Origin of the sequence: Mucilaginibacter psychrotolerans, from assembly GCF_004519315.1 — a bacterium.
Classification (GTDB): Bacteria; Bacteroidota; Bacteroidia; order Sphingobacteriales; family Sphingobacteriaceae; genus Mucilaginibacter; species Mucilaginibacter psychrotolerans.
In genome coordinates, this window is the sequence record NZ_SOZE01000021.1 from 1 (window position 1) to 26,960 (window position 26,960).

16 protein-coding genes and 2 pseudogenes are annotated in these 26,960 nt (G+C 44.3%); 6 read left to right on the forward strand and 12 right to left on the reverse strand.

Features of this window, described 5'->3' with window-relative positions; genetic code table 11:
* Both E2R66_RS29395 and E2R66_RS18435 read left to right on the forward strand, forming a co-directional pair.
* Positions 1–102: pseudogene (locus E2R66_RS29395) on the forward strand (IS982 family transposase); the annotation flags it as partial.
* A 31-nt stretch (positions 103–133) separates the two neighbouring features.
* A pseudogene (locus tag E2R66_RS18435) lies at positions 134–634 on the forward strand (thioredoxin family protein); the annotation flags it as partial.
* Positions 635–789: 155 nt separating this feature from the next.
* On the opposite strand, the gene E2R66_RS18440 reads toward E2R66_RS18435, so the two are convergent.
* The 7 genes from E2R66_RS18440 to E2R66_RS18470 form a co-directional block, all read right to left on the reverse strand.
* Positions 790–3,078 (reverse strand): glycoside hydrolase family 3 N-terminal domain-containing protein, encoded by a 2,289-nt coding sequence (locus E2R66_RS18440; RefSeq protein ID WP_204985954.1) that lies wholly within the window; start codon positions 3,076–3,078, stop codon positions 790–792.
* Positions 3,079–3,165: 87 nt separating this feature from the next.
* Positions 3,166–6,117, reverse strand: coding sequence for a discoidin domain-containing protein (locus E2R66_RS18445; protein ID WP_133233454.1), 2,952 nt, complete (start codon positions 6,115–6,117; stop codon positions 3,166–3,168).
* Between the two features lie 94 nt (positions 6,118–6,211).
* Positions 6,212–7,435, reverse strand: a complete 1,224-nt coding sequence (locus E2R66_RS18450) for a DUF4998 domain-containing protein (protein ID WP_133233452.1) — start codon at positions 7,433–7,435, stop codon at positions 6,212–6,214.
* Positions 7,436–7,454: 19 nt separating this feature from the next.
* Positions 7,455–8,690, reverse strand: coding sequence for a DUF4959 domain-containing protein (locus E2R66_RS18455; protein ID WP_133233450.1), 1,236 nt, complete (start codon positions 8,688–8,690; stop codon positions 7,455–7,457).
* Positions 8,691–8,735: 45 nt separating this feature from the next.
* Positions 8,736–10,670, reverse strand: coding sequence for a RagB/SusD family nutrient uptake outer membrane protein (locus E2R66_RS18460; protein ID WP_133233448.1), 1,935 nt, complete (start codon positions 10,668–10,670; stop codon positions 8,736–8,738).
* 5 nt (positions 10,671–10,675) lie between these two features.
* Positions 10,676–14,182, reverse strand: coding sequence for a TonB-dependent receptor (locus tag E2R66_RS18465; RefSeq protein ID WP_240049346.1), 3,507 nt, complete (start codon positions 14,180–14,182; stop codon positions 10,676–10,678).
* A 185-nt stretch (positions 14,183–14,367) separates the two neighbouring features.
* Complete coding sequence (locus E2R66_RS18470; protein ID WP_133233446.1) at positions 14,368–15,513, reverse strand: FecR family protein; 1,146 nt, start codon at positions 15,511–15,513, stop codon at positions 14,368–14,370.
* A 165-nt stretch (positions 15,514–15,678) separates the two neighbouring features.
* Here E2R66_RS18470 and E2R66_RS18475 point away from each other — a divergent pair, with 165 nt between their 5' ends.
* On the forward strand, positions 15,679–16,443 hold the full coding sequence (locus tag E2R66_RS18475) for a helix-turn-helix domain-containing protein (protein ID WP_133233444.1): 765 nt from the start codon (positions 15,679–15,681) through the stop codon (positions 16,441–16,443).
* 62 nt (positions 16,444–16,505) lie between these two features.
* A complete protein-coding gene (locus E2R66_RS18480) occupies positions 16,506–16,904 on the forward strand; it encodes a DUF1398 domain-containing protein (protein WP_133233442.1) in 399 nt (132 codons plus the stop codon).
* Between the two features lie 201 nt (positions 16,905–17,105).
* Here the strand turns inward: E2R66_RS18480 and E2R66_RS18485 are convergent, their stop codons facing one another.
* The 3 genes from E2R66_RS18485 to E2R66_RS18495 all read right to left on the reverse strand — a co-directional run bounded on the left by E2R66_RS18485 (position 17,106) and on the right by E2R66_RS18495 (position 24,122).
* Entirely contained in the window at positions 17,106–17,591 is a 486-nt protein-coding gene (locus tag E2R66_RS18485; RefSeq protein WP_133233440.1) for a YbhB/YbcL family Raf kinase inhibitor-like protein, read from the reverse strand.
* A 263-nt stretch (positions 17,592–17,854) separates the two neighbouring features.
* On the reverse strand, positions 17,855–23,056 hold the full coding sequence (locus tag E2R66_RS28825; RefSeq protein ID WP_204985955.1) for a sigma 54-interacting transcriptional regulator: 5,202 nt from the start codon (positions 23,054–23,056) through the stop codon (positions 17,855–17,857).
* Between the two features lie 220 nt (positions 23,057–23,276).
* The gene (locus tag E2R66_RS18495; protein ID WP_133233438.1) at positions 23,277–24,122 is read right to left on the reverse strand and encodes an alpha/beta fold hydrolase; all 846 of its coding nucleotides are present in this window, start codon (positions 24,120–24,122) and stop codon (positions 23,277–23,279) included.
* A 370-nt stretch (positions 24,123–24,492) separates the two neighbouring features.
* Here E2R66_RS18495 and E2R66_RS18500 point away from each other — a divergent pair, with 370 nt between their 5' ends.
* On the forward strand, positions 24,493–25,224 hold the full coding sequence (locus tag E2R66_RS18500; protein ID WP_133233436.1) for a hypothetical protein: 732 nt from the start codon (positions 24,493–24,495) through the stop codon (positions 25,222–25,224).
* 166 nt (positions 25,225–25,390) lie between these two features.
* On the opposite strand, the gene E2R66_RS18505 is transcribed toward E2R66_RS18500, so the two are convergent.
* Positions 25,391–26,101, reverse strand: coding sequence for a pirin family protein (locus E2R66_RS18505; RefSeq protein WP_133233434.1), 711 nt, complete (start codon positions 26,099–26,101; stop codon positions 25,391–25,393).
* Entirely contained in the window at positions 26,098–26,469 is a 372-nt protein-coding gene (locus tag E2R66_RS18510; RefSeq protein WP_133233432.1) for a DoxX family protein, read from the reverse strand. Before E2R66_RS18510 ends, E2R66_RS18505 begins: the two co-directional genes overlap by 4 nt.
* Before the next feature lie 88 nt (positions 26,470–26,557).
* On the opposite strand from E2R66_RS18510, the gene E2R66_RS18515 reads away from it, so the two are divergent.
* Complete coding sequence (locus E2R66_RS18515; RefSeq protein WP_133233430.1) at positions 26,558–26,914, forward strand: winged helix-turn-helix transcriptional regulator; 357 nt, start codon at positions 26,558–26,560, stop codon at positions 26,912–26,914.
* The last annotated feature ends 46 nt before the right edge of the window (positions 26,915–26,960 follow it).

A 26,960-nucleotide genomic window follows, 5' to 3' on the forward strand; every position in this document is an offset into this window, starting at 1 on the left:
ATCGCTAATATCGTGGCTGGATTAATCGCATACTCATTTTTTCCTAAAAAACCGTCCATCTCTTATCAATCGACCTATTCTAATCAGATGGCCGCCTTTTGATTAATCGAACTCAGGTTATGACGATTCCGAATACATGAATTACACCAAATTGAATTGGTTTCGTCAGCAAAGGTGGTTTAAGAACGGCATACTGAATGATGAGCTCGTTAATCTTATCAAAGGGATTAATACAATTCAAAAATGGATACTCATAACGGAGCCCTGGTGTGGAGATGCGCCTCATGTTCTTCCCTTTATACTTAAATTAGCCGCTTTTAATGCTAACATTGAGATCGATATTCAATTACGTGACGCATTTCCGTTTACCATTGAAAATTACCTCAGCGGCAACAGTAAGGCTATACCAAAACTCGTTGTTCGAAATAATTTAAATAAGGATTTGTTTGTTTGGGGACCAAGGCCACGAGAATGTCAGAAACTTTATGAACAACTCAAGTCAGCAAAATACACGCACGAACAAATACATTCAGCTTTACAAAATTGGTATAACCAGGACAAAGGCGTTTCCCTGCAAATGGAAATTCTGGAACTGAGTAACCCTGTTTCCAACCCGGATTATGCTCAAGTTTAACTTCTTAAATCGAAATCCCCTGTTAAAATCAAACATAACCGCAGATGAATCAAGTTTTTCATCTGCGGTTTGAATCTATTCCCTTTGTGATGGCATTTGTCGTTATGGCAACTCAGCAGACTGCTGATTCTAATGTAAGGGCTGCTTAATCAGTTTTATCTGCTGACGGTTATCGTTTTATGATAATAAATCTGATCTGAAGCACTGCCGATCTGCAGATCAAATTCACCTGGCTCTACCACATACTTCATTTTTTCATTATATAAGCCCAATTCGGTTACAGGAACTTTCAAAATAACTTTTTCGCGCTGACCCGCTTTTATGAAAACTTTTTTAAACGCCTTTAACTGTTTAATCGGCGTGGCTACGGAACTCACCTTATCCACTACATACAGCTGAACAACCTCTCTATCGTCCCGCAAACCTGCGTTTTCAACCTCTAAAGTTACTTTTATAGTATCTGTTGGGGCCATTAATGAGTCCTGAACAATGCAGCTGTTATACTTAAACGTTGTGTAACTTAAACCAAACCCAAAACTCCAAAGCGGATCAGGTCTATCGAAAATATAATGACCTTTGGGCTCTTCCGGGGAACCGGGCTGGTCAAATGGTTCATTACGGTCTGTTAGATAGTGGTTATAAAAACTTGGACTATTACCCGTGCTTCTCGGAAAAGAAACATTCAATCTTCCGGAAGGATTAACCGCCCCTGTCAAAATATCAGCCAGCGTACGGCCCTGCTTTTCGCCCGCATACCATTGAACCAGTACAGCATCTGCATTATCCTTGACCCATGGCATGGCCAGGGGTTTACCGGAAATAAATACAACGATCATTGGTTTTCCGGTTTTCTTGATCGCTTTTAACAGCTCTTCCTGTTCTCCGGGCAATTCCAGCGATGACAAATCAAACCCTTCGCCTGCAGTGGAATATCTCGGACTGCGACCTAAAAATGTACTCCGCGTGCCAATAGCTACTATTGCAATATCACTGGCGGCGGCTGCTTTCACAGCCTCCTGAATATGTGACTTATCATGGCTCCACCAGTCACAGCCTGCAGCCGTATTAATTACCACCTTTTTTCCTAAAACTTCTTTAAGTCCCTGAAGTAAACTCGTCCCCTCCTTTGTATCCCGCTCAGTCCATGAGTAATCACCAAATATTGCCTGATCGCTGTTCGGACCAATCACGGCAACAGACTTATAACGATCCATATTCAGCGGTAAGATATTATTGCTGTTCTTTACAAGTATGGCACTTTCATCAGCAACCTCTTTAGCGACGGCTATATTGGCATTGCTCCTCACGATTTTTTTTACCTTTTCCGGAACACCGTAAGGGTTTTCAAAAAGCCCCAGGGAAAACTTCACTGTTAATATTCGCCTGACCGCCTGGTCAATATATTTCACATCCAATTTACCGCTTTCAACCATCCGCTGTAAGGTCGTGTAAGCACCGTCTACGTCCAGATCAACACCTGCTGTCAAGGACATTTTTGCTGCATCTTCCTGCGTAGCAACAGCATGATGAAACGTCTGCAGTCTGTCCACCGAGCCCCAGTCAGAATAAACATATCCCTTGAAACCAAGTTCCCCGCGAAGTATATCAGTCATGTAATAGGGAGAACCGGCCACGGCAATACCATCATATGAACTGTAACAGGACATGAGTGACAGTGGCATAGTTTCAGCAATTACCCGCCTGAAAGGATACATGTAAACACTCCTCAATTCACGCTCACCACCGCTCACATTTGCGCAGTTCAAACCGCCAGAGGGACTGCCATGCGCCACGAAATGCTTCGGCGTAGCAGTAATACGGTACTTTTGATAGCCGTTGATAAATGCTATTCCCATTTCCGCTGCAAGGTAAGGGTCTTCTCCATATGTTTCTTCAACTCTCCCCCACCGCAGTTCCCGGGCAAGATCAAGTACAGGCGAAAGGATCTGATGTATACCTATAACCTCAGCCTCAGACCCGGCCGCCTCAGTCATTTTTTTGATAAGAGAAGGATTAAAAGTGCTGCCCTGAGCCAGCGCCTGCGGGAACAACGTACAATTGTTCTGCAGGATGCCCTCAATCCCCTCTGCGGCAGTGAGTATCGGAATGCCAAGGCGGCTTTTAGTAAGCATATAAGTCTGCAGCTGATGGTACATCTGGGCGCAGTCCATAGCGCTCATATTCATTTCATGTGTGCATCCATAGCTTTTCCCATTGAAAATTTTATCTATTTCGTCCGTTTTCCCGGAGGCTTTATTCTGAAGCTGATCGATTTTTTCTTCAAGCGTCATACGCTTCAGAAGATCTTCCACCCTGGCTGCTACCGGTGCTTTCCTGTCTTTGTAAATTTGCTGGCCGAAACTTACCTGCGGGCTGCAAAAAGACAGGATCAGCCATGAGCAGAAAAATAACCTGAGCATTATTGCACATGCTTTCATTCGCATATTAAAAGTTTTGATGTTGTTTAAGGGCAGGGATTCGATTCCCGGGGAACTATCCCTGCCCGATAGGTGTAATTATTTTTTTAAAACTTATTTGCCATTGTTAAAAGGTTCGGCAGTAAACACAATTTTATCATTGCCTGATAGTACACCATCAAATTCAATTTCTATATTTTTACTCTCGCCTTTAAACAGGGTAAAATAATTTTCATTTACAATTGCCGGCAGTATCTGTTCCCCCGTTGACATATTCTTCGCCTGAACTCTGACGCCAAACGCAATTCCTTTTGACGATGCGGGATTGGAGACATTCGCATGTATAAAACATTTCCCATTTTTCCTCGTAACGCTGTACTTTGTCGTCAGCCGGACTTCCGGAAGCTTGCTCAGCGCAGAATAATCCTTGCGCTTGTTACCCCGCCAGTAAAAATTATCCGAAACTGTCATGCCATTTTTATTCTCTAACTTCAGTTTAATAAAATGAACATCAGACAATCCCTCGCTGGCTACATCACCCTGATATACTTCAAAATCAAAAAGCGAATAACCCCAGTTTGTCGCTCTTTCCAGCCCTTGCATTTTAACATATCTGGCGTTAACTTCAGTAAAGGCCAGACGCTGAATTCCCTGCCGGCCATCTCTGGAAACAGCTACCTGTTTCCAGTTCCTTGCATCATCTGATACCTCTATCTTGTAAGATTTTGCATAGGCATCTTCCCAGTTAAGGCCTACCCCGCTGACACTCTCGACTTTACCCAGATCTACATATATCCATTCATTATCGTTCCCGTTACTGGCCCATCTTGTATGTGAATCACCATCGTTGACAGCCCCCGCATCTCCGTTAGCTGACGACGACGATGTCACCGGCTTTCCCTTGGCAAGATCGTTTATATATGGGTTAAAGTTCAGTGTAAACACCTGGCCTGAACTGTTATCCGGAGCAATGGCGGCTTTGCTGATGCTATATTGACTCACTTTCGAACCGTCCATATTGTAAACATCTGCCGAAGCTCGCAATCCGTCAGCATCCGCCCTGGTAGTGTTAATAATTTTAACAGCATTAGTGAGCGGGTTCCATTGAATATGCAAAGGTTCGCAGGCTTTTTTTGCACCCCAGTAGGCGCCAGTCAGGTCATAATAATAATCATAAGTCTGCCAAACCAAAGACGGATAAGCGGACTGGCTCATCCAGGTCATAAGCCCGGAGGCATCCTCGCCCATGGCATCCTGCCAGCCTTCGAACATGGCTTTGTTGGTTTCAATATTTACAAACTGTGCTTTACGGCAATAATCTTCAATTCCTTTGGGAGAACCGTAACGGGAAACCATTTCATCATACTCGTCGGGACCGGCATTAAATGCCAGAGGACCGAAGAAATGTTTATTCCACATCTCGTTACGCGGCCACCACTTGTCTTCCGGCATAAATTTTTTAAAGCTCTCAAAGTTAGTGAACACCGCCGTTCCCAGTTCTGTGCGTAAACCCCAGCCATTGTTACCGCCTGATCCTGTAGGGTACGCCGTAAAATAATATCGCGGATCTTTGCTGGCCCAGGGGCCGCTCCCCGAGAGATTCTCCGCATGGGAATTAGGCTGGTAATAGCGGTCACCGCCATCAAATGTCGCCAGATCCTCCCTAAGCCAGTTGTTTAACGGAGCCATTGGCCATCCTTCGTTTTCAGCACACCAAACCGCTATTGCCGGATGGTTTCTGAAACGCTTGATCTTTTCTATAGCATTTGCATTGAAAACGTTAATGTCGCCCGGCAGATTTTCATTAGCGTTAAGCCAAAAATCATCCCAAACCATAATGCCGTACTTATCGCAGGCGTCATAAAACTCTTCGTCAGTAACAGATCCGATCCAGTTCCTGATCATATTGAAATTCATTTCCTTATGAAGCCGTACTTTAGTATCGTATTCAGCTCCGCGGCTGCGTAACAGATATTCCGACATTCCCCAGTCACCGCCTTTTATAAAAACCTTAACGCCATTTATAGCAACATGCAGCACATGGCCAATCGTATCAAAACTATACCTCTTGATTCCGAATTTAACGTTTTGCACCTCAGATACTTCATTCCCAACAGATACGCTCAGCTGGCAGTTGTATAAATTTGGCTCACCATAGCCATTAGGCCACCAAAGTCTGGGGCTGTTTATCATCAGCTGCTCGAAATCCTTTTTATCCAGTTTTAAATCCTGAATACTATGGGATCCTACCGAAAGTCTTTTCACAAACTCAATATTACCGGGAGTTATCACACCTTTAATCGTCGCGCTCTGTGAATTATCGCTGGTATTTTTCACCTGCATGGCAATGGAAATATCCGCCCTGGCGTTAGTGGGCAGGTTTGTACGGATCCATGGGTCTTTTATCGTAACCTCTCCTGTATTACTTAGAAAAACATTATCCGTTATGCCGGAATTAAGGCCCGGGACATAAGGCATCCAGTCCCAGCCTGCACTGGAAACATAATTAGGGCTCCCCACATTTGCCAGCGGCTGAACAGGTATATATACCAGTACAGTTAATATATTCTTTTCCTTCCGGGTCGCAATTTCCGTAATATCGAAATTCCCGCGCTGCATAAAACCATCAAGCGTACCAAGCTTACTGCCATTAAGATAGATATCGGCTTTACGATTAACTCCCTTAAAATTAAGCCAGATCTTCTTTTGATTATATGCGACAGGAATAGCAAATTCTGTCCGGTACCAAAAACTGCGATCATATTTTTTTCGGTCAACTTTATATATATTATCACCAAAGTTGGGATCCTTCTCCAGCCCTGCTGCAACATACGATGCAAAAACAGTTCCCGGGACAATGGCATTGACCCAGGTCTGCGTATTATAATTCCGCTCGCTGATCTGCTCGGGATGTGTAATATCTGACTGCGGAGTAACTTTCCAGATTTGGCCGGCACCGCTGCCTAAATCAAATGGTTTGTTCTGCGCGAATAAAACTGTGCTAAAAAACAGCACCACTACATTGACGACTATGAATTTTATATGAAGAATAAAGATTTTATACATAAACCGAATAAATAATTTAAAAAAATTCCGGCAGAATTAGCCGGATTGAAAAATGCTGCTCAGAAAAACTGTTTCCTGAGCAGCATCAGTCGTATTACAAGATCCTGAGCTTCATCCCCTTGAATTGCAAATAGGTGTATGAGCCGGTACTGACTACCCAGCCAATAGTCACCGTTGAAGATTGTGACAGAGTAAAGTTCAGCGTGTGACTGTAACCGATGCTATTCTGGTCTCCGTGATATAATGCCAGCGGGGTGCCTATGTTGTCTATATCAGGCAGCGATTCCCCTAAAGCGACAATTTCATTGGCGTTGATAGTTCCGCCATTACCAGCGGTTTCTATCTCCAGCGCATAACGGCCGGCAGGAAGAGAAATAGTTTGGTAAACCTTTCCGTTAGTAATACCATCTCCGCTATAATCTTTTGATTCGAAGTGAATAACACCGCCGTTATCCGTCGACCAGCCGCCGCCTTTTCCGCCGTCCTGGTTTACCACATTTCTGTTATACTGCCAGTCTTTCGGCAGCCCCCACTTACCTGTACCATTGTCGCTCCGGTAGAAAGGGTAACCCGGATTCTTGATAAAGAACCCTGTCACTTCACCTTCCAGCTTGATAGTCGGGAATGTGGTCGGCGTCTGAACGGTAAACTCGTCAATTGCGCCTTTGAATGGCAGGTAACTTGACTGATAAGTAACCGGTGTGCCCAGCTGCAGGTCATTAACAACTACAGTGGAATCAGAGGGCTTTAGAGAAATCGTCTGGGTGCTGCCGGCAGTAGTTATATATTTTATGACCGTCCTGGTATTAATAGTTACGGAATCGACCTTGATCTGATTGAAGTTAAGCTGTACTGAACCGGGCTTAACAGTATAGGGTTTATCAGCATTATACCCCCTGTTAAATATACCGCTCTGATAAATCGGTCCGTATACTCTTACTCCATTCAAACTTACCGGAATTGAGATATTGCCATTTGTGTTAATGGAATAGATCGTAAAATTATAAGTACCTTCCTTAAGATCAGGGATCAGTACTTTAACGGTATCCGCCGGATCATGACTGGTTGCATCGATAATCACCGAATCCTGCTTGTTGTTCCAGAAAACCCTGTAATTTTTTATTTTAGGATCCGGACTGGGGTTCCACAGCAGCATTGTCCGCAGGTTACCTGCTTTATGCGAAGGTTTGAAAATAACTCCCGGATAGTAAATTTCACCTCCGGCAGTAAGTAGTTTATAATTCTCGTTCTTTTTAGAACAACCTGTTACAGCAGCAATTAAAAGCAGCCATAATAAATATTGTAATTTGATCTTCATTGATTTCTGGTTAAAATGATTATTGCGGCGCACCGTACAATGTAACCTCTCTGATATTGGTGTAATTTTGGCCGAACCAAGTTCGGGTCACCACTATACGGATATGTTTAACTGCAGGACTTTCGAACGGCACATTGAAATCGACCCCGTTATTCAGGTAAGCCTGATCAGCTGAGTTTGTGTTTCCTATCGGCAGCCCTGATGGCGGATTAGGAACATTGTAATTGCCCAGGTTCACCCAGTCTCCTGTAACTGTGCCGGCAGGCGTTCCTCCCGGTGTCACGGCGTCCTGCGGGTTATCGGCATTAGAACCGTAAACTGTGAAACTTTGCGGGTTGTCATATCCGTAGCCGCGCAGATACATCATAAAGTGACTGAGTTTATAGGTACGACCTACACTGAATGTACATTGCATAAGCTTAGGAACAGGGCCTATTGTTGTCTGCCATGGCTGAGCGCCGCCTACCTCATCTGTACGACCGTCCCATAAATACGGCAGTATACCGCCGTAACCAATATAGGCGTCACTTGCACTCGGGTAAACAGAAAATTTGGTTTTATCCAGCATCGTTTCGAATAACGGGGTAATGGTTAGCAAAGTCGTGTCTGAGACGTTTCCGAACTGATCAGTAACGTAAACACCAAATTTCGTAGGAGATGGGTCGAAACCGCGGACTGAATAATTAATGGTATCCTGAATGCCGAAATGCTGGTCCCTGATCGTATACTTATTTAAATCATTATCCAAAGCAACTACATTAACACTGACTGTGCTTTTACCAGGAGCATATCCCTTAATATTAATTCCCCCGAAATCAGCTGCAACTTTCAGGGTTTTCTTTATAAGCTGATAATACGGCGTATCCGGATGAACAGTGATCGTAACCGGGTCCGATTGAACATTTGCTCTGGATACGGTCCTTAGCGTTACCGTATACTCCTGACTCCGTTCGAAGCCATCCACTATCAGCGTGTCCAGAAAGTAACTTGCCTTGGTCTGCCTCCCGGATTTCCCGTTGATCTTGTATTCAGCCATCACATACAGCAAGTCCTGAGAAGACGGCAGTTTATACGATAGTACAGCACCTCCGTTGAAATTCTTCACTTTCACATCAGTGACAGTTTCCGGTTTTGATTTATCTGCGCTGTCAGGTTCCCTGTAAATATCGCTTTTCTGGCAGGCCGTCATCAGTATCATACAGGCTAATGCCCAATAGCAGTAAAAACGTACTGCTTTTATGTTGTTAAATTTCATTTTTCCTGAATTAAATTTTCTGTAAATCTTGTTTGCCGTCCTGTCCTACCAAAAAGGATTCTGCACCAGGTTTTCGTTGCCTGTAATACTCGTGTTCGGTATGGGCCAGAGATAATCACGGGTGTTAAATACCGGAATTTCTACGTTCAGCGCACGGTAGTAATTGATCGCCTGGCTTTCATAAATACTCCAGCCCCTTAGCGGCGTACTCAGCACATTTTGCAGTTCCTTCCACCTGCGCAAATCCCATCCGCTTTGTCCTTCGAAACAAAGTTCAATTCTGCGTTCCTGGTGAATGATGGCCCGGAGCCCATCTTTGCTGGCAGGTTTCGAGGCATTTTTAGAATATTTCGTCCATGATTCTACGACTCCGCCCAGACCCGCACGCGCCCTGATCCTGTCTACATATGATATCGCCTCCGGAGTAGGCCCGTTGGCTTCATTGAGCGCTTCAGCGTAAAGCAGATACAAACCGCCCATGCGCATAACTGGCATAGAATAATCCGTCCATGTGAAACCGTCGTTGAAGACGGTCAGGTAATTGGCAAGTTTTTTAGGCCAGTATCCGGTGATGTTCGTTTTTTGTTGTGTTTTAGGGCCTGCAAGTGAACTGATTCCTCTGGCCGGCACATAAAGAGCGGCCTTTCCGTCAAGAACACCATTGCCAAACCAGATGCTGCCATCAAAAGCTATGCTCGCATAAAATCGTGGCTCACGGTCAAAATGGCCCTTAATTGTCTGATAACCTTGTTTGATATAGTAAAAATTTGCAGCATCACCCGTTCTCAGCTGGTTACGGTCAGCATAATCCCAGGAATTGTCTTCTTCAATCGGCACCCCTTTATTGGTATAAAATAGCTCTGCAGTAGATATTGGGACTGCGTAATAACCTGGATTCTGTCCATCCTTCTGGTTAGCGAGCGCTGTTAATCTTGGAATGCAAAACTCCTGCCCGTGCCATATATTACTTAAGGCCCAGATCAGTTCAGGGTTCGTATCCCATTTTTCGGTAAGGGCGTTCTGGTATACAAGCTCCTGTCTGAGAGAATCCGAAAGATTAGCAACCTGGGGTACCGGTACAAAACTGGTATTTAAATGCATGCCAGCGCCTTCACAGGCATCTATCGCCGCCTTGCAGGCCGTTGCCGCTGTCTGCCATTTTGATGCATCATAAGCAGTTGGAAAAAGGGATTTGCCGCTTTTATCCTTGAAGTTGACATAATCCGGATTACCATTGAACAACGGACTTGCAGCGGTCATCAAAACTTCAGCTTTTATTGCAGCAGCGGCCGGAGCCGTGATGCGACCAAGTTCTTTCGCAGGGTTATCGATTGTCACAGGCAAATCTGGTATAGCCTCGTCCATCAAACCAACAATATATTTTACCACATCATCTACGCTCTCCCGCTTTACTTTCGTTTCCTCAGTAGAAGCCTCAACTGGCAGATTTTTATCTTTAATCGGGATTGGACCGTACAGACGGAACAAATAGTAATGATAGTAAGCTTTTAAAAATTTGGTCTCGGCTATCCATCTCTTTTTTTCAGTGGCGCTAAGATCAACCGGCTTGTCTATATTCTCAAGCATGGTATTGCACTTCCTGATCGCCTGATACATATTAACCCCATTGCCGTTACCGTCCCAGTAACTCAGTCCGGGATTCCCGGTATTCTGTGCACCCGTTACGAGGTTAAATCCGGAAATGTCCAGCGGTGAACCGCCTGTTAAGTTAAGAGGAAAGATGAGTTCCGAAGAAATTGTAAAGCCAGGACTCCTGTTCAGATCATTGAGATTCTGGATAGGATTATAGCAGGTGAACAGGTAATTTTCAGCCTCATTTCGGTTGCGGAATGCATAATCGAGCGTACCGACATTCGGGGGGACTACATCAAGGTATTTTTTACAGGATTCACCAGCCAGCATTAATGCTATCATGGCGATATTCAGTACTATCTTTTGAATATTTTTTATCTTTTTCATCTTGTCTACAAATTCACGTTAATTCCCATATTGTATACTTTCTGGATCGGGTAGGCAAACCCGTTACCACCCAGTTCAGGATCCCATAATTTGAATGAACTCCAGGTGACCAGGTTCAGACCGTTCATGTAAATCCGCACGTTGCGCAGGCCAAGCTTTTTTGATACGGAAGCCGGTAATGAATAGCCTATTTCCACCGATTTCAGTCGCATAAATGAACCGTTCCGCAACCACCAGGTACTTGGCTGCAAATTATTTTCCGCTTCATCTTTAGTGATGGAAAGCCTTGGGTATAAAGCATAGAGATTCTGGTTCTCCGGCGACCAGTGACTGTCTGCAAACTGCTGCAGCAGCTGTGTTTGTCCATAAACGTAAGCTTCCGTGCTCTGTACGAACGGGCTTACCTTGGTGGGATCAATAAAGAACGATACCCTTGCCTGTCCCTGAAAGAAAGCAGAGACGTCTAAATTCTTATACTGGGTGGACAGACCATAACCATAGACAATTTCCGGAACCTGAGGGTAACCAATAAATGTTTCGTCACGACTGTCTATAAGCCCGTCACCGTTGAGATCCCGGTATTTGATATCGCCCCCCTGCGGCAGGCGGGCCGTGCTTGAAAACCGCTGGGTAGGCGAGCTCTGCGCCTCAGCATCATCAACAAACAGGCGTTCTGCAATGTAACCGTAACCCGCCCTGATGGGCTGGCCGATATTGGAACGGTAAGCTTCCGGGTAATTGGGCTGTTCGAATTGAGTATACTTGTCGGATGCCAGGGTAAAATTACCGCGGGCCGTAACCGATAGCGAATTGCTGAAAACCTGCTTGTAGTTCGCGGAAAGATCTATACCTTTTGAATTCGCTTTTCCGAGGTTTGCGTAGATCGTTTGCTCCAGACCCTCTGTAACCGGAATGGATGTTCTCGGCTGCAGGATATTATATCTGTTATAGTTATAAAATTCAGCAATGACGTTCAGGTTCTTAAATGCAGTGAATTCAAGCGCAAGGTTAGCCTGCCTGGATGTTTCCCACGTTACATTCGGATCAGCGTAATTGTTGATCGATACGCCGTTGTGAGAATACCCCCCGTTAGTGCCGAAACTGGCTCTGGCACCGCCATTCAGATTAACATCGGAGGCGTAGAAAAAACGCCTGTCGCTGATCGCATCGTTTCCTACCAGTCCATAACTGGCCCTGACTTTTACACGGTTGAAAACGCTGGTCAGCGGCTCGAAGAATTTCTCCTCCGATACAAGCCATCCCGCACCTATAGTCGGGAAGAAGCCGTATCTGTGCTCAGCGGAAAAGCGTTCAGTACCATTATATCCGAAGTTGAATTCTGCAAAATATTTACCCTTGTAATTATACGCGGCACGGCCTGCTATACCAAGGTTACGGTGAGGGAGTGCATCGATTAATTTTTCAGCATTGGAATATACCGTTTCCTGCTGCGTGTAAATCATCGTGCCGGAGAAATTATGATTACCGACCTGCTTCGTATAATCAAGATTGGCCTGTATATATGACTGGGTGTTGATGTTGGTGCGTCCGGGATAATAACTCAGGTACTCACGCGCATCAGAGGGATCCTGGTTCAGCCAGTTCAGCGTGTAAGAATTCGTAACCTTGTTATAGCTCGCTATATTGTAATAGAAGGGATTATATGACAGATTAGAATCGAAATAGGAATAACGGTTGGTGCTGAAAATACCATGAAAATTAAGTCCCTTGGTAACAAAATCTAATTTCTGATTCAGCTCAAGCTGCGCAAGTACCCTTGATTCTGATGAAGTCTTGTGCCCGCGCATCAGCAGTGCGTAGGGATTGTTGAAAGTGTTCGACAAATAAGTCCCCTGAGGGGCACCGTATAGAATATGCTGCGTCCCCAGGTTATTATCATCCGGGCTGAAGTAAGCCGGAAACGAAACAGGGCTGGTATGCAGGGCGATCTTATAAATGTCAGAACTGAAACTTCCGTCAGTCGTAAGCGGACCTGAATAATTGCTGAAGGTACCTGAAAACCTGATGATCGCTTCAGTAGTTTTAGTCAGATTAAGGTTAACATTCGACCGCAGCTGATAATTTTGGAATTTAACGTTAGCACTGTTATTATTTGCAGGGTCATCTCTTAAATTACCGTTGTCCTTATTATATGAACCACCTACATAGTAGCGGGCAAAAGGGGTACCGCCGCTGACACTTAAATTCCCTCGCTGCGTTGTGGTTTGTTTTTTGAGTAACATGCCCAGCCAGTCTACCGCAGGATAAACATAAGGATTATATCCGGGACCTTTATTTATAGTATTTGCTGTATTAATAATCTTGTCCTGATTGAATGGGACAGGTGCTGTAGGCTGTCTTGATATACTGGCCTCATTATAAAGGTTCATATAAGTGATCGGATCAGCGATCTTTAGTGAGCTGGTATTCTGCGATATCGAATTTTCTGCTCTGAAACTGATTTGCGGTTTACCTATCTTACCCTCTTTGGTGCTGACAAGAATAACACCATTGGCTCCTCGGGCACCGTAAAGTGCCGTAGCGCTCGCATCTTTCAGTATCGAAAAACTGGCGATATCATCTACCTGTAAACGGGCCAGATCATTGGTAGTTAACTCAATATTGTCTATCAGGATAAGCGGGTCAACTTTATAACCGAAGGTGGTTACCCCTCTGATAAAAAACTGCGCGTTATCCTGGCCCGGCTGCCCGGAACCCTGAAAGGCAATAATACCGGCCGCCTGACCAGCAAGAGCGTTTGTCAGGTTACTTGCAGGGATCTTGAGTTCGGCAGGCTTTACGGTGGTAACGGATCCAACAATCGCTTCTTTCCGTTCTCTTTTGCCATAAGCTGTAATTACGACCTCTTCCGCTTGTCTGACATCTTCCATCAGAACGACATTGAAAACCTTATTGTCAGAGCTGACTGTAAAGGTCTGGGAAATAAATCCGACAAAAGACACCCTGATTACAGCCCCCTCTTTAACGTCAAGAACAAATTTTCCATTGTTATCTGTTACGGTGCCTTTCTTTGGATTATCTGCGACGGATATAGTTACGCCCGGCAGCGTTACACCCTTTCCATCCCGTACGGTTCCTGTAATGGTAATATCTGCCTGAGAAACCGGAGCGGTAAGCTGCACGGCATCAGCTTTCTTCTCTTTAATAATAACTGACTTACCATCTATTGTATAAGTCAGATTAGTGTTCCTGAGGCAGTTTTTCAGAACATCTTCCAGAGGCGTGTCCTGAAAATCGGCCTTTATTCTGGGTACTTTACTGATAGTCTGTGGCGACCAGTAAACGCTGTATCCGGTTTGTTTATGAATTTCATTAAATACTTTTTTTAATGTTACTTCTTTTTGTTTTAAAGTAATGTTTTGTGAAAAAACCGTTGCACTTGCCTGCATGAATGCAAGAAAGACTATAAACGTGGCTAGCTTCATGACGAGCAAAAATTTCTTAGGGTAGCGCGAATGCGTACAAATGTTTGCAGCAAAAATTTTATACATTTGTTAAGGCTGTTTTAAGTTGAAATGTTACGACAATTACATCCAGATTTTTAAAAAGCTTATCAGAGCAGGGGCATCGGAAGTGCCTCTGCTTTCTTCTTAAAAACTGCGGTAAATTTCACACTACGGAGATTGGTAAATTTTTTTCATATGTTAATTAGGTTAAATTGGTTATTGGTTAATTATTACTTCTGACTAACTGTTATTGTGCTTCCGCTGACCATGAACCTGACATTGCCCGTCTGTTCCATCATTTTTAATAATGTGCTTACTTTCTCGGATCGGTTCGTTACCGCTCCGAATGTTTCATTTTTTAATTTTTCATCTTGATAAACTATGTCAACATTGTACCAGCGGGAAATACTTTTCATAATATTATCCAGCTTTTCATCATCAAAATTGAAATAGCCGTCCTTCCAGGCAACAATTTCCTGAGTATTGACCTCTTCTATGATAAACCTATCTGTAAGATTTGACTGCTGTCCCGGTGTTAATACTGCAATTTTACCTGACGAGTTTATCCTCACAGATCCTTCGAGCAAGGTTGTTTTAACCGAACTGTCGTCCGGGTAAGCATTAATATTAAAATGAGTTCCCAGAACTTCGACCGTCTGCCTTTGCGTCAGAACCCTGAAAGGGGACATTTTATCATGGGCAATCTCAAAGTAACCTTCGCCTGATAATTCAACGCGACGATCCTTCCTTGATTTAAAGCTCACAGGGAATTTGAGAGAAGAATATGCGTTTAACCAGACTCTGGACCCGTCAGATAATACAACCTGATATTGCCCGCCCTTAGGTGTAGTGATGGTATTATATGCGCCTGAATCAGGGATATCCGAGGAATTTTGGACGCCCTTATTTACATCGCCCACTGTGTATATCAGTTTCCCGTCAGCTGCTTTCGTAACTTTCATACCATTCTGGCTTGCTATCTGGCCGTCTGAAGCATCGGCAAGTAGGACTTTTGTTCCGTTTGCCAAAATTAATGTTGCTTTATTTCCGCCCGGTAATATCTCCTTAGCAGCCAGAATTCCATTCCTATCCTCCGGAGACTTATATTTAATAAATAATATAGTTACGGTAACTGCCGACACCAGAAAAATCGAAGCCGCAGCCATCCATCTGAATCTGTTGAATTTCTTAACAGGCCGCGTCCTGCTGCTGATACTTTTGAATATAGCATCTCCTGCCGAATCTTCACTTTCGGGAAATTCGGCGTCCTGGTAAGCAATTTCGCGATACCACTGGTTTAATTCTTCAATTTCAGACTCAGACGCAGTCCCTTGCTCATACTTGCTGAGCAGGTCGTTAATCTTCTGAAGGTCCATAATATATTTGGTTTATATATACATGTACCGCAACAGGAAGACTTCCCCACATAAGAAATTAAATAATTTATTAATAATTTAAGACCGTGTCATTATTCATAGGATATCATGCATTTTATTCACAGCTCATCACACAGTGTATTTCGATAATGGTTAACTTTAGATATGAAATTCCAAGTTCATCTGCCTTGTGAACGCTTATTACCTTATGTCAGGCATTTGGTCATTTCAGAAAATGAACCGGAGAATTCCTACCCCATCCTGCCCGATACGGTTTTGGTGATCGGCTTCCAGTACCAGGGTAAACTTTCCTATTGGAACGGAGAACAGCAACACCCGTTGGCGACCGCTGGTATAACCGGTTTAAGAGATACTTACCGGGTATTTCATCATACAGCCGGGATAGGCTCGGTACTGGTGATTTTCCGGGAGAACGGCGCAGCCAGATTCCTCAGGACACCGCTTCATGAACTTTTCGGCCAAAGCCTTTCGCTGGAACACTTTTTTCCTCCTGCGGCACTGGCCCTACTGGAGGAACAACTCGCTGGCGCAGACAGCGATCAATCACGGATCAGCCTGGTTGAAGTTTTCCTGATTGCGCAATTAAATGAACGTCCCCCTGACCTTTTGGTCACCCGCGCGCTGGAACTGATCCATCATTCCAAAGGAACCATTCGGATCGGCGAACTCGCTGATCAGTTAAATATCAGCGCCAGCCCGCTTGAAAAGCGTTTTCGGCAGGAAGTGGGCGCTTCCCCCAAAAAATTTGCTACCATAGTCCGCGCCCGCAACGTCCTGGCCGCGATGGAGAACGGCCAGCAAAACTATGCCGCCTATCTGTCTGCATTTTATGATCAGGCCCATTTTATCAAAGACTTTAAAAAATTCGCAGGGGTGACGCCGGAACAGTATCTTAAAGGGTTAAAATAAACGGATTTTTACAATCATAGCGACTATGGTCGGGCTACTTTTGGACATCAATAATTAAAAAGATGTTCACCATACAACACATGAAGGCAGCACATGCTAAGGTAAAAAGCGGCGCGGATTTCCCCGCTTATGTAAAAGAAATCAAACAACTGGGCTTGATACATTATGATTTTATGGTTAAAGACGGGCGCACCGTTTATCATGGCGTAAACGGTTACGAGGTCAGCAGTGCCCCCATCTATCCGGAACAAGCTATTTCGGGAAAGGCATCATCCGCCGCGCTTAAGCAGATCATTGCCGAACACCAGCAGGGTAAAAGTGATTTCCTCGCCTTTTGTCGATTAGTGGCAGAAGCGGGCGTTGAAAAATGGGTAGTAAACACGGAAGCAATGGTATGCAGCTATTACGACCTTTCAGGCAATAGCATGGTGGCAGAGCCCATACCTGGTAATGTCTGTTAAATCCGGCTGTTCCTGCAAATCCCTTTAGCTAAAGGCTTTGCAGGAACTACTCCAATCATATCGCTTATTTCGACAGGTAGTATTTAACTATAAAACCGGCCAGCCAAAGTGTATGATCACCTCCGAATAAAGCCTATGATATCATAGGAATAATGACAGACAGCTTATAACATGACGGTTCAAAGCTGAAATTTGTTTCTCTCAGACCTTCAGGTACGAAATAATAGACGATTTTGCCAGTACCAGGGGATTCATCATGATGCCCGCCAGCGCTGGATTTGCAGTTCGGTCAAGAGCCAGGAAATCACTCAGGGCGTGGACGGTAATAATGTAGGGATGAAAGCCGCTACCCGGTATCGTCACCGGACCGCCATAACCGGTCTTGCCAAAGTCGTTTAAGCTGCTCACCGCCGAAGCCGGAAAAAGTTCCGGCGAGATGCTTCCCGCTCCTTTTTGCAGCGAGGTGATTTCAACCGGCAGATTGAAGACAACCCAGTGCCACCATCCGCTCCCCGACTGCGTTGCGGGATCATAAATGGTAATTGCAAAACACTTTGTCTCCTTTGGAGCGTTTTCCCAATACAGATCCGGCGATATATTACCCCCGCCGACACCCAGACCATCAAAAAAATATTCAGGGGTAAACTGACCGCTCAATTCGCGGCTTTTTAGTGTGAATGTCTTCATTTCTTTTTATTAAGGGGAACACAAGGCGAATGCCAAACCATAAACACCTGATAACCAATACTTATAAAAAGAAAACGAAAATCATTAAGAATGAATTATCATAGATTTTCGAAATATCGAAATATTCCGCCGCCGCGCTGAATAACTATTAATGCTTTGTAAATATGATGAGCTTACAATTTGGTATTGACAATCTCTGCAAGGCGTTAACACAACGCACGTATCGCATGATCAGCATATAACTGTCATTCGGCTGAACAGGATCAGTCATTGTGTTTTTCAACAATCTTTTTCGAGATATTCAGGCGCTTCATCCGTGAGGTCAGCGTGCTTGCCGGAATACCGAGTAATTCAGCCGCACCTCCGGCTCCGCTTACCTTGCCATTACAATATTTAAGTGTCTTTAGAATATAATCCTTTTCAAAGTCGTCAAACTTTCCAGGCACGAATTTCTGGGACGACGCCTCTTTTACAATTACCGGTAAAAACGGTGACGGCAAATAAACATCTTTGATTACAGAGCCTTTTGTCATCAGTACACACCGTTCGATCTGATGTTCCAGTTCACGCACATTTCCCGGCCAGCTGTAGCTCATGAGTTGTTTCATCGCGCTACTGCCGATATGGACGATTTCCTTTCCGGCGCGTTTCGCAAACCTTCTGACGAAATGCAAAGCAAGCAAAGGTATATCATCAGCACGGTCCCTAAGTGCAGGAAGATGAATCGGGAAAGTGTTTATGCGGAAATACAAATCGCTTCTGAAACGTCCTGAATTTATTTCCTTTTCCAAATCCCGGTTGGTAGCGGCCACAATTCTGACATCGGTCCTGATCACGCCTCTCCCGCCGATCCGCTCAATCTCTTTCTCCTGGAGGGCGCGGAGCAGCTTCACCTGCAGTTCCGGCGGCATCTCTCCAATTTCATCGAGGAACAGCGTTCCGCCGTTAGCTAGCTCAAACTTACCTACCCTTCTTTCAGTAGCTCCGGTAAAACTTCCTTTTTCATGCCCGAAAAGCTCACTCTCAATCAGATTAGCGGGAAGTGCGGCACAATTCACCTTCACCAGCAGGCTGTTTCTTCTCGGTGAATTATTATGAATTGCGCGTGCAATTAATTCCTTACCCGTTCCCGTTTCCCCGAGAATAAGAACAGTGCTATCAGAAATCGCCACCTGGGAAATCATCTTGAACACATCGTCCAGCAAAGGACTTTTGCCTATTATTTCTGAATAATTGTGAGTAATTTCCAGTTCCCGGGTGAGGTATATTTTTTCCTCCTCCAGCCGCTCTTTATAACGGTTAATCTCCCCCAGCTGGTGTATGACCCGCTCAGTCGCGATGAGATCCGAAATCGCAATAGCCAGCTGGGAGCACAGGCTGCGCAAGAGGGGCTGATCCGCCTCCCCCAGGTGATATTCCTTTACAAACAAGACAGCGACAATTTCTTTTCCTTTAAAAATGGGCAGCGCTGCAATAGATCTGAAACCGTATCTTTTAAAAACCGTCAGGTAGCCGGGGCAATCCGGCAGTCCGGAAAGTTCTTCAGTGCTCACGAATACCGGCGCAGAGGTGCTCAGCACCTGGTCGATTACCCCGTCATTTACAGATCGAGTGCTTTCTGCCTCCTGCATAAAATAAGGGTCTCCTGCATAACGGGAATCTGTATCCCATAAATAACAGTACTGCGAACTCTTGTCTTCACTTAACCAGTGAAGGCTAAGTTCATCAAGATTACAGAGATTTTTAAGAAAGCTATGAAAAATAACGCCTAACTCAAGTTTGTCTCTGACACCTGCAACAGCCCTGCTGAACTCCAGCAATGAAGATTTTTCATGTTCCCGTCTTTTAATTTTTTCGTTCAGAATCAGGTTGAAAACTCCCAGTGAAAGCGTATCCCTAATTCCCTTAACCAAATTAAGATAATCAGGATTTACTTCGGGACGGGCGGTGTAACAAATTATCCACAACCCAAGAATTTTGCCATCAACCTCAAGTCGTGTCACCAGTACAAATGAAACGCCCAGATAACTGGATTCACTAAAGCATTCAGCTACAGACGTATCCGAAAGATCATAAAGCCTTGGCTCTGAAATTGACAATATATCTTTTATTGGTTTGGTCTTCGTTTGCTTGAGACAGCCGATTAAACAATCGGAAGTATTAACCCCTTCGGAACCAGTCTGGCCGACTCGGGGAAAAAGAATGCTTTTATCTTCATCGAGGATCTTAAACTCACTCTGGTAGTACCCCAGAACAGATTTCACATTCTTATCCAGCGCTTCCGTCAGACCGCTAAAATCACCGGCAGTTGAAACATGCTGACCGAGCGAAAACAAGATACTTTTCTGCGAAGCAAATAACGCTTCCCTTTCATCAGCGAAAATATTCTCGATTACGATTGACAGCTGCACCGTAACGGAGCTTACTAACCTGAGTAACCGGCTGCCAACCTGAGTATCTACAGGATAATACATACACCATATTCCAAGTGTTTTCCCTCTGTGATGCAATTTTGTGATGATAATTTTGTCGCTGCATTCTTCATCATCGAAAAGATTCAGCAAATCAGCCCGTAAGCCATGCCTGTGATCAGGATTGATGACCAGGGGCGATATACCAGTCATCAGAAACTGATGAAGATCGCTGCCGGGACTTAGCAGGTCCGAATTGTATTCTGCAGAAAAAACGGACCTGACCCTGCTGGTACTTTCGTTGCATATTACTTTGATTACTGATCCGTTTTCGGGCTCAGTAATCACAATAAAACTGTTTTGATATCCGAATTTTAAACTGCATTCTCTATTTACAGTCTTGTAAAAATCTGAATAGTTCCTAACTCCCGCCAAGGCATTATTCAGCACAATCAGATACGCGCGTTCTTCATCGCGGTCAGCGATCTCCTGATTAGCAATCACATTCAGCAAAGCTGTAGATATCTGATTAGCGACAATTTGTATAAACCTCCGCTGTGACAGAGTCACTGATTCGTTAGCATTAAATATGACCCAGAAACCAAAATATCGTACCCCATCATATAATTTCGTTACAACCATTTCACTGATGCCGCATTCAAAATTCAGGGCCATAACCGGTGAGATCTCCGGTACACTGCCTAGTTCGCTTTTTTTGATAACTACAGGTTCGGCGGATTCCTCGAAAATTTTAACCCAGGCTTCATTGAAAGGAACATTGCCTTCAGTTGCAGATTTATAATCCGGGTGAGATTTTATCCTGGAATCAGGATCAAGCGCATATGAAACAATGCGATCTGCCGTTTTAAGACATATTGCTATATGGCTGTAATCCAGTTCAGCCTTTAATGTGGCTTTAACAGCTGCAACGAGTTGATCTTTCAGCCGCACCGACGCCAAATTTTTACTTAGTTCCAGCAGAAGGCCCTTTTCCTGGTCACGTCGGGCCAGTAATTCGTTAGCCAGGATGTTTGAAATCGCTTTAGATACATGGTAAGAGACCTCTTTAAACAGTGTAAGCTGATGTTCTGTAAACACGTTCCCCTCGCGCAGGAAAAGGCAGAATACACCAATCTGACGATCATCGTTCTTCAGCGACACAGCAATGCAGGAATCTCTTTTACGGCCTGACTGCACCGAAAAAAAAGCGCTGAACCGGCTATCGTTTAGGTCGATAACCCTGACTTCTGAAGAATCAAAAATCCCGCTGAAAAGAAGCTGACATTCACATTCTGACTGCCCGCAGTTACAGCACGCTGCGGCAGCAAAACGAGTATCATCTTCCGCGCTGAGAAACAGACGAATTCCCCCGCCTTCAGACAAAACGAAGGCCGCCATGTCCGCATGCCCTAAAAGATCATTAAGGTGGCGGCTAAGCACGGCCTTTAGGTCTGCCTGATTCTTCACACCCGTTATATCCGAGCTTAGAGACATAAGACCGTCCCGCTCAATGTTTCTTTTCTTTAAAGAATCTTCCATCCTTATATTGGCGACAGCAAGGGATAAAGGGGCAGCCAGAATTTTAATCAGTTCAAGATATTTAGGAAGAACGGCCTGCTCTTCTGTAAAGCAAATCATCCAGATCCCGATTACATTTGTATTAATACGCAAAGAGAGCATCACCAGCTTAACGGTGCCTGACTCATAATTTACTTTCATGTATAAAGGCAGCTCTGCCGACCTGGATAGCTTTTTCAAATCAAAGACTACTGGTTCTGCCGTAAGAATAGCCTTGTTAAGGAATGAATCACCCGCGCTTATCCGGGAATAACTCATATCATCATATTCCGGATGAAACTGTATTTTTGACTGTGTATCGGTCAGCAGCACATTTACAACCGCCTCATCTTCCACGCTGCAAATCAAACTGTATGAGAACGAGAACATATTTTCCAGCCGGGATCGAATGGTTCGGAGCAACCCCCTTCTGTCTCTGCTCGTTGCCAGCAGCCGGGTAAGCCATTGCAAAATTTCAACTTTACCTGCTTTATCTTTGAGACTATTGTGGACCCGGATAGCAGCAATAGCGGCGGCAAGGAGTTCCGCAGTGATTTTAAATAATTCGTTGCTGAAAAGAGCCGGGTAGCTCGCAGCCCGGTATACGGACAGCCAGTAACCGACCACCTCCTGGCCGTTAGTCAGTGTCAGCAGTGAAGCAATTTTTGAACCCCGGGCACGGAGTTCCTTGAAAAATGGAAAAAGAGTTTCATCCGGGCTGACCTTTTCCAGGTCAAGATAACGGATAAGATCTCCATGGGATGTCCAGTTAAACTGATCTGAAAACTCCTGGAATTGCTGGTTATTTACAACACATAAATTTTCCTTCGATTTAGTCCCGTATTGTGCGGGGTTGTATGATTCCTGATCAATAAAAAATTCACAGGCAACTTCAGGGCAGCCTCTGCGCAACACAAATATACCGGATACGCCAAGATCAAAAATGGGATTCAAATTCGCCCGAATGAAACGCGCCAGCTGCCAGTCGCTTTTCACATCGTATAACTGTCTGGAGTCTGTCAACAACCGATCCTGTAACAGCCGCTGCTTCCTCGTTTCAGCAGCCGTCACACGAATGATATCATTGACGAGTACTTCAGGCATTATAATATCTTTTGTTTTACTGCCCCTGTGCGCAATAATCAGCAGGGATTCAACTGTTCCGCTGACCAATAAGGGATAAAACAAATAGGCAGTTGAACTATCCTGATTTTCCGGGCTCCATTCGTGAGACTCATGAATATCAGCCTGGCTAAAAAATACCGGCTTGTCCGGTCCCGGTGCTGTCTCCGCAAAATGCTTTAGTATCTCATCTGCATCTTTGTACAAAGTTGCTGACCTCTGCACGGACAAGGAATGTCCGTACCGCCCGTAACCTGATGGAGCGAATAACGAAAGCACGTAATCTGCCCGGTAATGATCCGCTACCAGCTGCAATATTGCAGACAGGCTAACTTCTTCAGGTGATAATCGCAAATTCGGCGCTAGCGAATTCATAGTACGTGATTTAATAAATATGCAGAAGCTTCACAGCTGGAAATACGGCAACAGATGAACAAGTATACCGAATGTCTCCTGCATCAGCAAGTAGTTCCCTATTATATCACGGTGACAGGCGTTAAAGGTTTAATAAACATTGTTAATTACAAGCGGCCTGCGGACAATAAATAAAACACCCGGCAGTGTTACTGCCGGGTGTTTTATTTATTGATATGCTCTACTCAAACCTATTTAGAAAGGAGTTAGCCTGCTCTACAAATAGTTCAGGATATTGATTGAAGGACCCATGGGCAGAGTCCGGATAATATATCAATATGGCGTTGGGAATACTTTTGTAAAGTTCAAGAGATGAAGCACTGTCCATCATCTCATCATTGCTGCCTTGTACGATCAGCACGGGCTGTGTAATTTTTGAAAGATCTATTGTTACAGGATCAGTTCCCCATCTTGTTAATGCACTGATTTGAGCCGTTATCGCATCCATCGAGGCATTCTGGTCACGTTCTTCCTTACGTATATAAAGCCTGTTTAGCGTAGATGTGATTTTAGCTCTGCTCTTTTCGGATTTAGTTGCAAAGACATACAGGTATTGTTCTTTGGGCTCCAGTGCGAAAGCTTTCTCAACAAGCTGAGGGAAAGAATGTAAAGCTTTAGCGCCTTGTGGTGCTGCACCAACGATAATTAGCTTTCTGAAAAGTTCAGGCCTGAGATCAGCCATCGCCTGGGCAAGAAACCCGCCCAGAGAAAAACCTAGTATATCACATTGATGGATACCAAGTGCATTAATAACTTTAATGGCATCTTTACTCATATCAAGAACATTATCTGGCGTTTTTCCGCCGGAATTGCCTACTCCCGTATTGTCAATGAGAATAACCTGGCGTTCTTTTGCCAGACCATCTATGATGATTGGATCCCAGTTTTCAAGGGTTCCGGTAAAATGCTGAAGACACACAACAGGGACCTCCGCAGGTGTTCCCAAACTTCTGTAAGCGTACCTGATATCATCAACTTCGATGTATTTGGTAGGCACAGAGACATAATTAAATTCTTGCTCATTCATAATATAGATTTTAATTTAATGATTAATTCAATGCTCACGAGACAACCGATCCCGGTGCAAAGATGAATGAGACAAAATTATTTCAGATATCTTCCATGTTAATGTATTAATCAGGTTTATTATAGTACGTTTTACGGTTTGTAATCCCCGGGGATCTTACATGAAATTTCAGCTTTAAACTCCGATGATTTTTTCGCAGCGGGATTTGAGTGCCGCAATCTGATTGGCACCATCCGGTCGCGCTCCCTTATCTGAGGATCAGTGCCAGCTGCAAACACCACGTTTCTTACCATCAATAGCTCATCTCGTACATCGTCACATCTGCCGTCGGACCGTACTTTTGATGAAACAATAAATAATATATAAAAATATGAAGGACGCAAAACAACTGGTCAATCTTGTGCTTGAAGCACATGGCGGCCTAATAAAATGGAATCAGTTCAACACTGTTAAAGCACATGTTTCGATGGGCGGAATCACATGGGGCGTTAAGGGCCACGAAGGTGTGATGAATGATGTTTATTTTACAGGTAATATGCATACTCTGCTGGACAGCTGGTCTCCTATGTTTGAAGCCGGACTGCGTACAAGCTTTGATGGTAAAGACGTGTTACTGATCAACGCAGCAGATGAAATAATAGAAGAACTGAAAAATGCCAGAAATTCTTTCGAGGGGCATAATATCATGACACCATGGACACTCCTCCAGCTGGCTTACTTTTGCAGCTACGCTACCTGGAACTATTTAACCACTCCTTTTATATTCGCCTTGCCGGGTTTTCACTTCCTGGAAATGGACCCGTGGGAAGAAAACGGAGAAACATGGAGAAGGCTTCAGGTAATTTTTCCCGATTCTGTTGTAACACATAGTAAAAGACAGGTTTTTTACATCTCAGAAGACGGGTTATTGAAACGCCACGATTACTGGCCGGAGGTTTTAGGCAACAACTCAGCCGCCCATTACTTTTCTGATTATACCGAAGTACAGGGTATCAAAGTTCCGTCTAAACATCGAATTTACCCTCTTGACGATGCATCGAATATATCCCTGGCAGAACCGCTGCTGGTATCAATCGATGTATTGAAGTTAGAATATATATAATCGGTATCCGCAATAATCGATACCGCCAATTCAAATTCGAAAAGCCCGGAACAAAGTTCCGGGCGGCGGATCGCAACCCGCAAATCTTTTCCTCCCGCAGGATTCTTGAAAAAACTTAAATTTAGCCGTTCGTGCTGCTGCAAGCTTTCTGAAGGAAGGAATGGAGTTATCCGTTCATTACTGTTTCAATCAGCAATAGCCTGCAAGGATGCCCGGCATGAAAAGTAACTTCTGATAATCCGGTGATAAAAAGCGTTTCTTCTTTCTCGGCACTGACATCATTTTGTATACTTACCCGCCCTTCAAGAACGTAAACCAGCAGTCCGTTGTCGCCGCTTTGAAGAGCGTAACGGATATCACCATGCGAAAATGTACCCTCTGATATCCAGACTGACTGTTTTATAATGAGCGATCCGTCCTGACCATCCGGCGAAACCTCCAGATGCCATCGGCCACGGTTATCCGATTCCCTCCTTTTTAACTGCAGGGCCGGTGATGTCATATATTTATCAGGCTGAACCCAGATCTGAAGGTGACGGGAAGCTATTTCGGAAGAAAGGTTCCCACCGGCATGGCGTATGCCTGTTCCGCTGCTGATCAGCTGAACATCGCCGGGTTTTAATTCCTGATAATTGCCTAAACTGTCAGCATGTGATTCATTCCCTTCCAGCATTATGGTTATAATCTCCGTATCTTTATGGGGATGCATTCCAAGGTACGCGCCGGGAAAAAGCACATCATCGTTGAAAACATAAACGGCTCCAAAACGATCCGGTCTGACGGTACCTGGCTGACCAAGGCTGAACAAAAGGTGTCCCATAAATTCATGATTCTGAATAAGTCCTCTTTCAGCAGATACTAATTTTTTTATCTTCATCTTATTTTAGTAAAAAACCGATACCACGCAACCATTGCGGAAATCGTAAACACGGGGATTAATATTGTCAGCATTTTATATTCCCCCCTGCTGTAATGCAGTAAAGACGCTGCGGCCGTCACGATGCAAAATCCAAGCGCCGACAAGGGGGTTAGCCCTGGCGCAATATTTTTCCAGGCCGGAAGGATTATTCCGATGCACCCAAGCAATTCAAACACACCTATCGCCCTTACCGGAATTTCAGATGCTCCGGGCTCAAGCATATTCTTTGCAATCAGCCCTTCCTTCGGGGTTGACACCTTGATAATTCCCGGCATTACAAAAAACAGGCATATCAGAATCTGAAAAATCCATATTAATTTATTCATTGCCTTAAATTTTCGGCAAAACTATTTACTGGAAAGTATATTTTTGTTATCGGTTACTCAGAGTATACCGACTTACCAAATTTGCAGCATGGAAAAACACACCACGGAGAGTTGTAAACAGAACCGATTAGCGGTTCAGGATACATTGGATGTTGTTAGCGGTAAATGGAAATTACTGATCCTGCTTTCCCTTACAGAACGGCCTTACCGTTTCAAGGAACTGGCTGCAGAGCTGAGTATTTCACCAAGAATGTTATCCAAAGAACTACAGGCTATGGAAGCAGATCTGCTTATCAGCAGGACCGTTCTCAATACCAGGCCAATCACCGTAGAGTATGCTATAACTGAATACGGACTGACCTTTTCCGACGTATTAAACGCTTTAAGGGACTGGGGGGTTACCCATAGGAAGAAAATTATCCGTACAATAAAGGGTACTCATTAACAGACCAATTTCCGGACGTAACCAAATCAGCAGCCTTATATTTGTT

Coding starts and splice junctions, on each gene's coding strand:
- E2R66_RS18440 (WP_204985954.1), bottom strand. CDS start 3,078: ATGCGAATGAAAGCATGTGCAATAATGCTCAGGTTATTTTTCTGCTCA.
- E2R66_RS18445 (WP_133233454.1), bottom strand. CDS start 6,117: ATGTATAAAATCTTTATTCTTCATATAAAATTCATAGTCGTCAATGTA.
- E2R66_RS18450 (WP_133233452.1), bottom strand. CDS start 7,435: ATGAAGATCAAATTACAATATTTATTATGGCTGCTTTTAATTGCTGCT.
- E2R66_RS18455 (WP_133233450.1), bottom strand. CDS start 8,690: ATGAAATTTAACAACATAAAAGCAGTACGTTTTTACTGCTATTGGGCA.
- E2R66_RS18460 (WP_133233448.1), bottom strand. CDS start 10,670: ATGAAAAAGATAAAAAATATTCAAAAGATAGTACTGAATATCGCCATG.
- E2R66_RS18465 (WP_240049346.1), bottom strand. CDS start 14,182: ATGTATAAAATTTTTGCTGCAAACATTTGTACGCATTCGCGCTACCCT.
- E2R66_RS18470 (WP_133233446.1), bottom strand. CDS start 15,513: ATGGACCTTCAGAAGATTAACGACCTGCTCAGCAAGTATGAGCAAGGG.
- E2R66_RS18475 (WP_133233444.1), top strand. CDS start 15,679: ATGAAATTCCAAGTTCATCTGCCTTGTGAACGCTTATTACCTTATGTC.
- E2R66_RS18480 (WP_133233442.1), top strand. CDS start 16,506: ATGTTCACCATACAACACATGAAGGCAGCACATGCTAAGGTAAAAAGC.
- E2R66_RS18485 (WP_133233440.1), bottom strand. CDS start 17,591: ATGAAGACATTCACACTAAAAAGCCGCGAATTGAGCGGTCAGTTTACC.
- E2R66_RS28825 (WP_204985955.1), bottom strand. CDS start 23,056: ATGAATTCGCTAGCGCCGAATTTGCGATTATCACCTGAAGAAGTTAGC.
- E2R66_RS18495 (WP_133233438.1), bottom strand. CDS start 24,122: ATGAATGAGCAAGAATTTAATTATGTCTCTGTGCCTACCAAATACATC.
- E2R66_RS18500 (WP_133233436.1), top strand. CDS start 24,493: ATGAAGGACGCAAAACAACTGGTCAATCTTGTGCTTGAAGCACATGGC.
- E2R66_RS18505 (WP_133233434.1), bottom strand. CDS start 26,101: ATGAAGATAAAAAAATTAGTATCTGCTGAAAGAGGACTTATTCAGAAT.
- E2R66_RS18510 (WP_133233432.1), bottom strand. CDS start 26,469: ATGAATAAATTAATATGGATTTTTCAGATTCTGATATGCCTGTTTTTT.
- E2R66_RS18515 (WP_133233430.1), top strand. CDS start 26,558: ATGGAAAAACACACCACGGAGAGTTGTAAACAGAACCGATTAGCGGTT.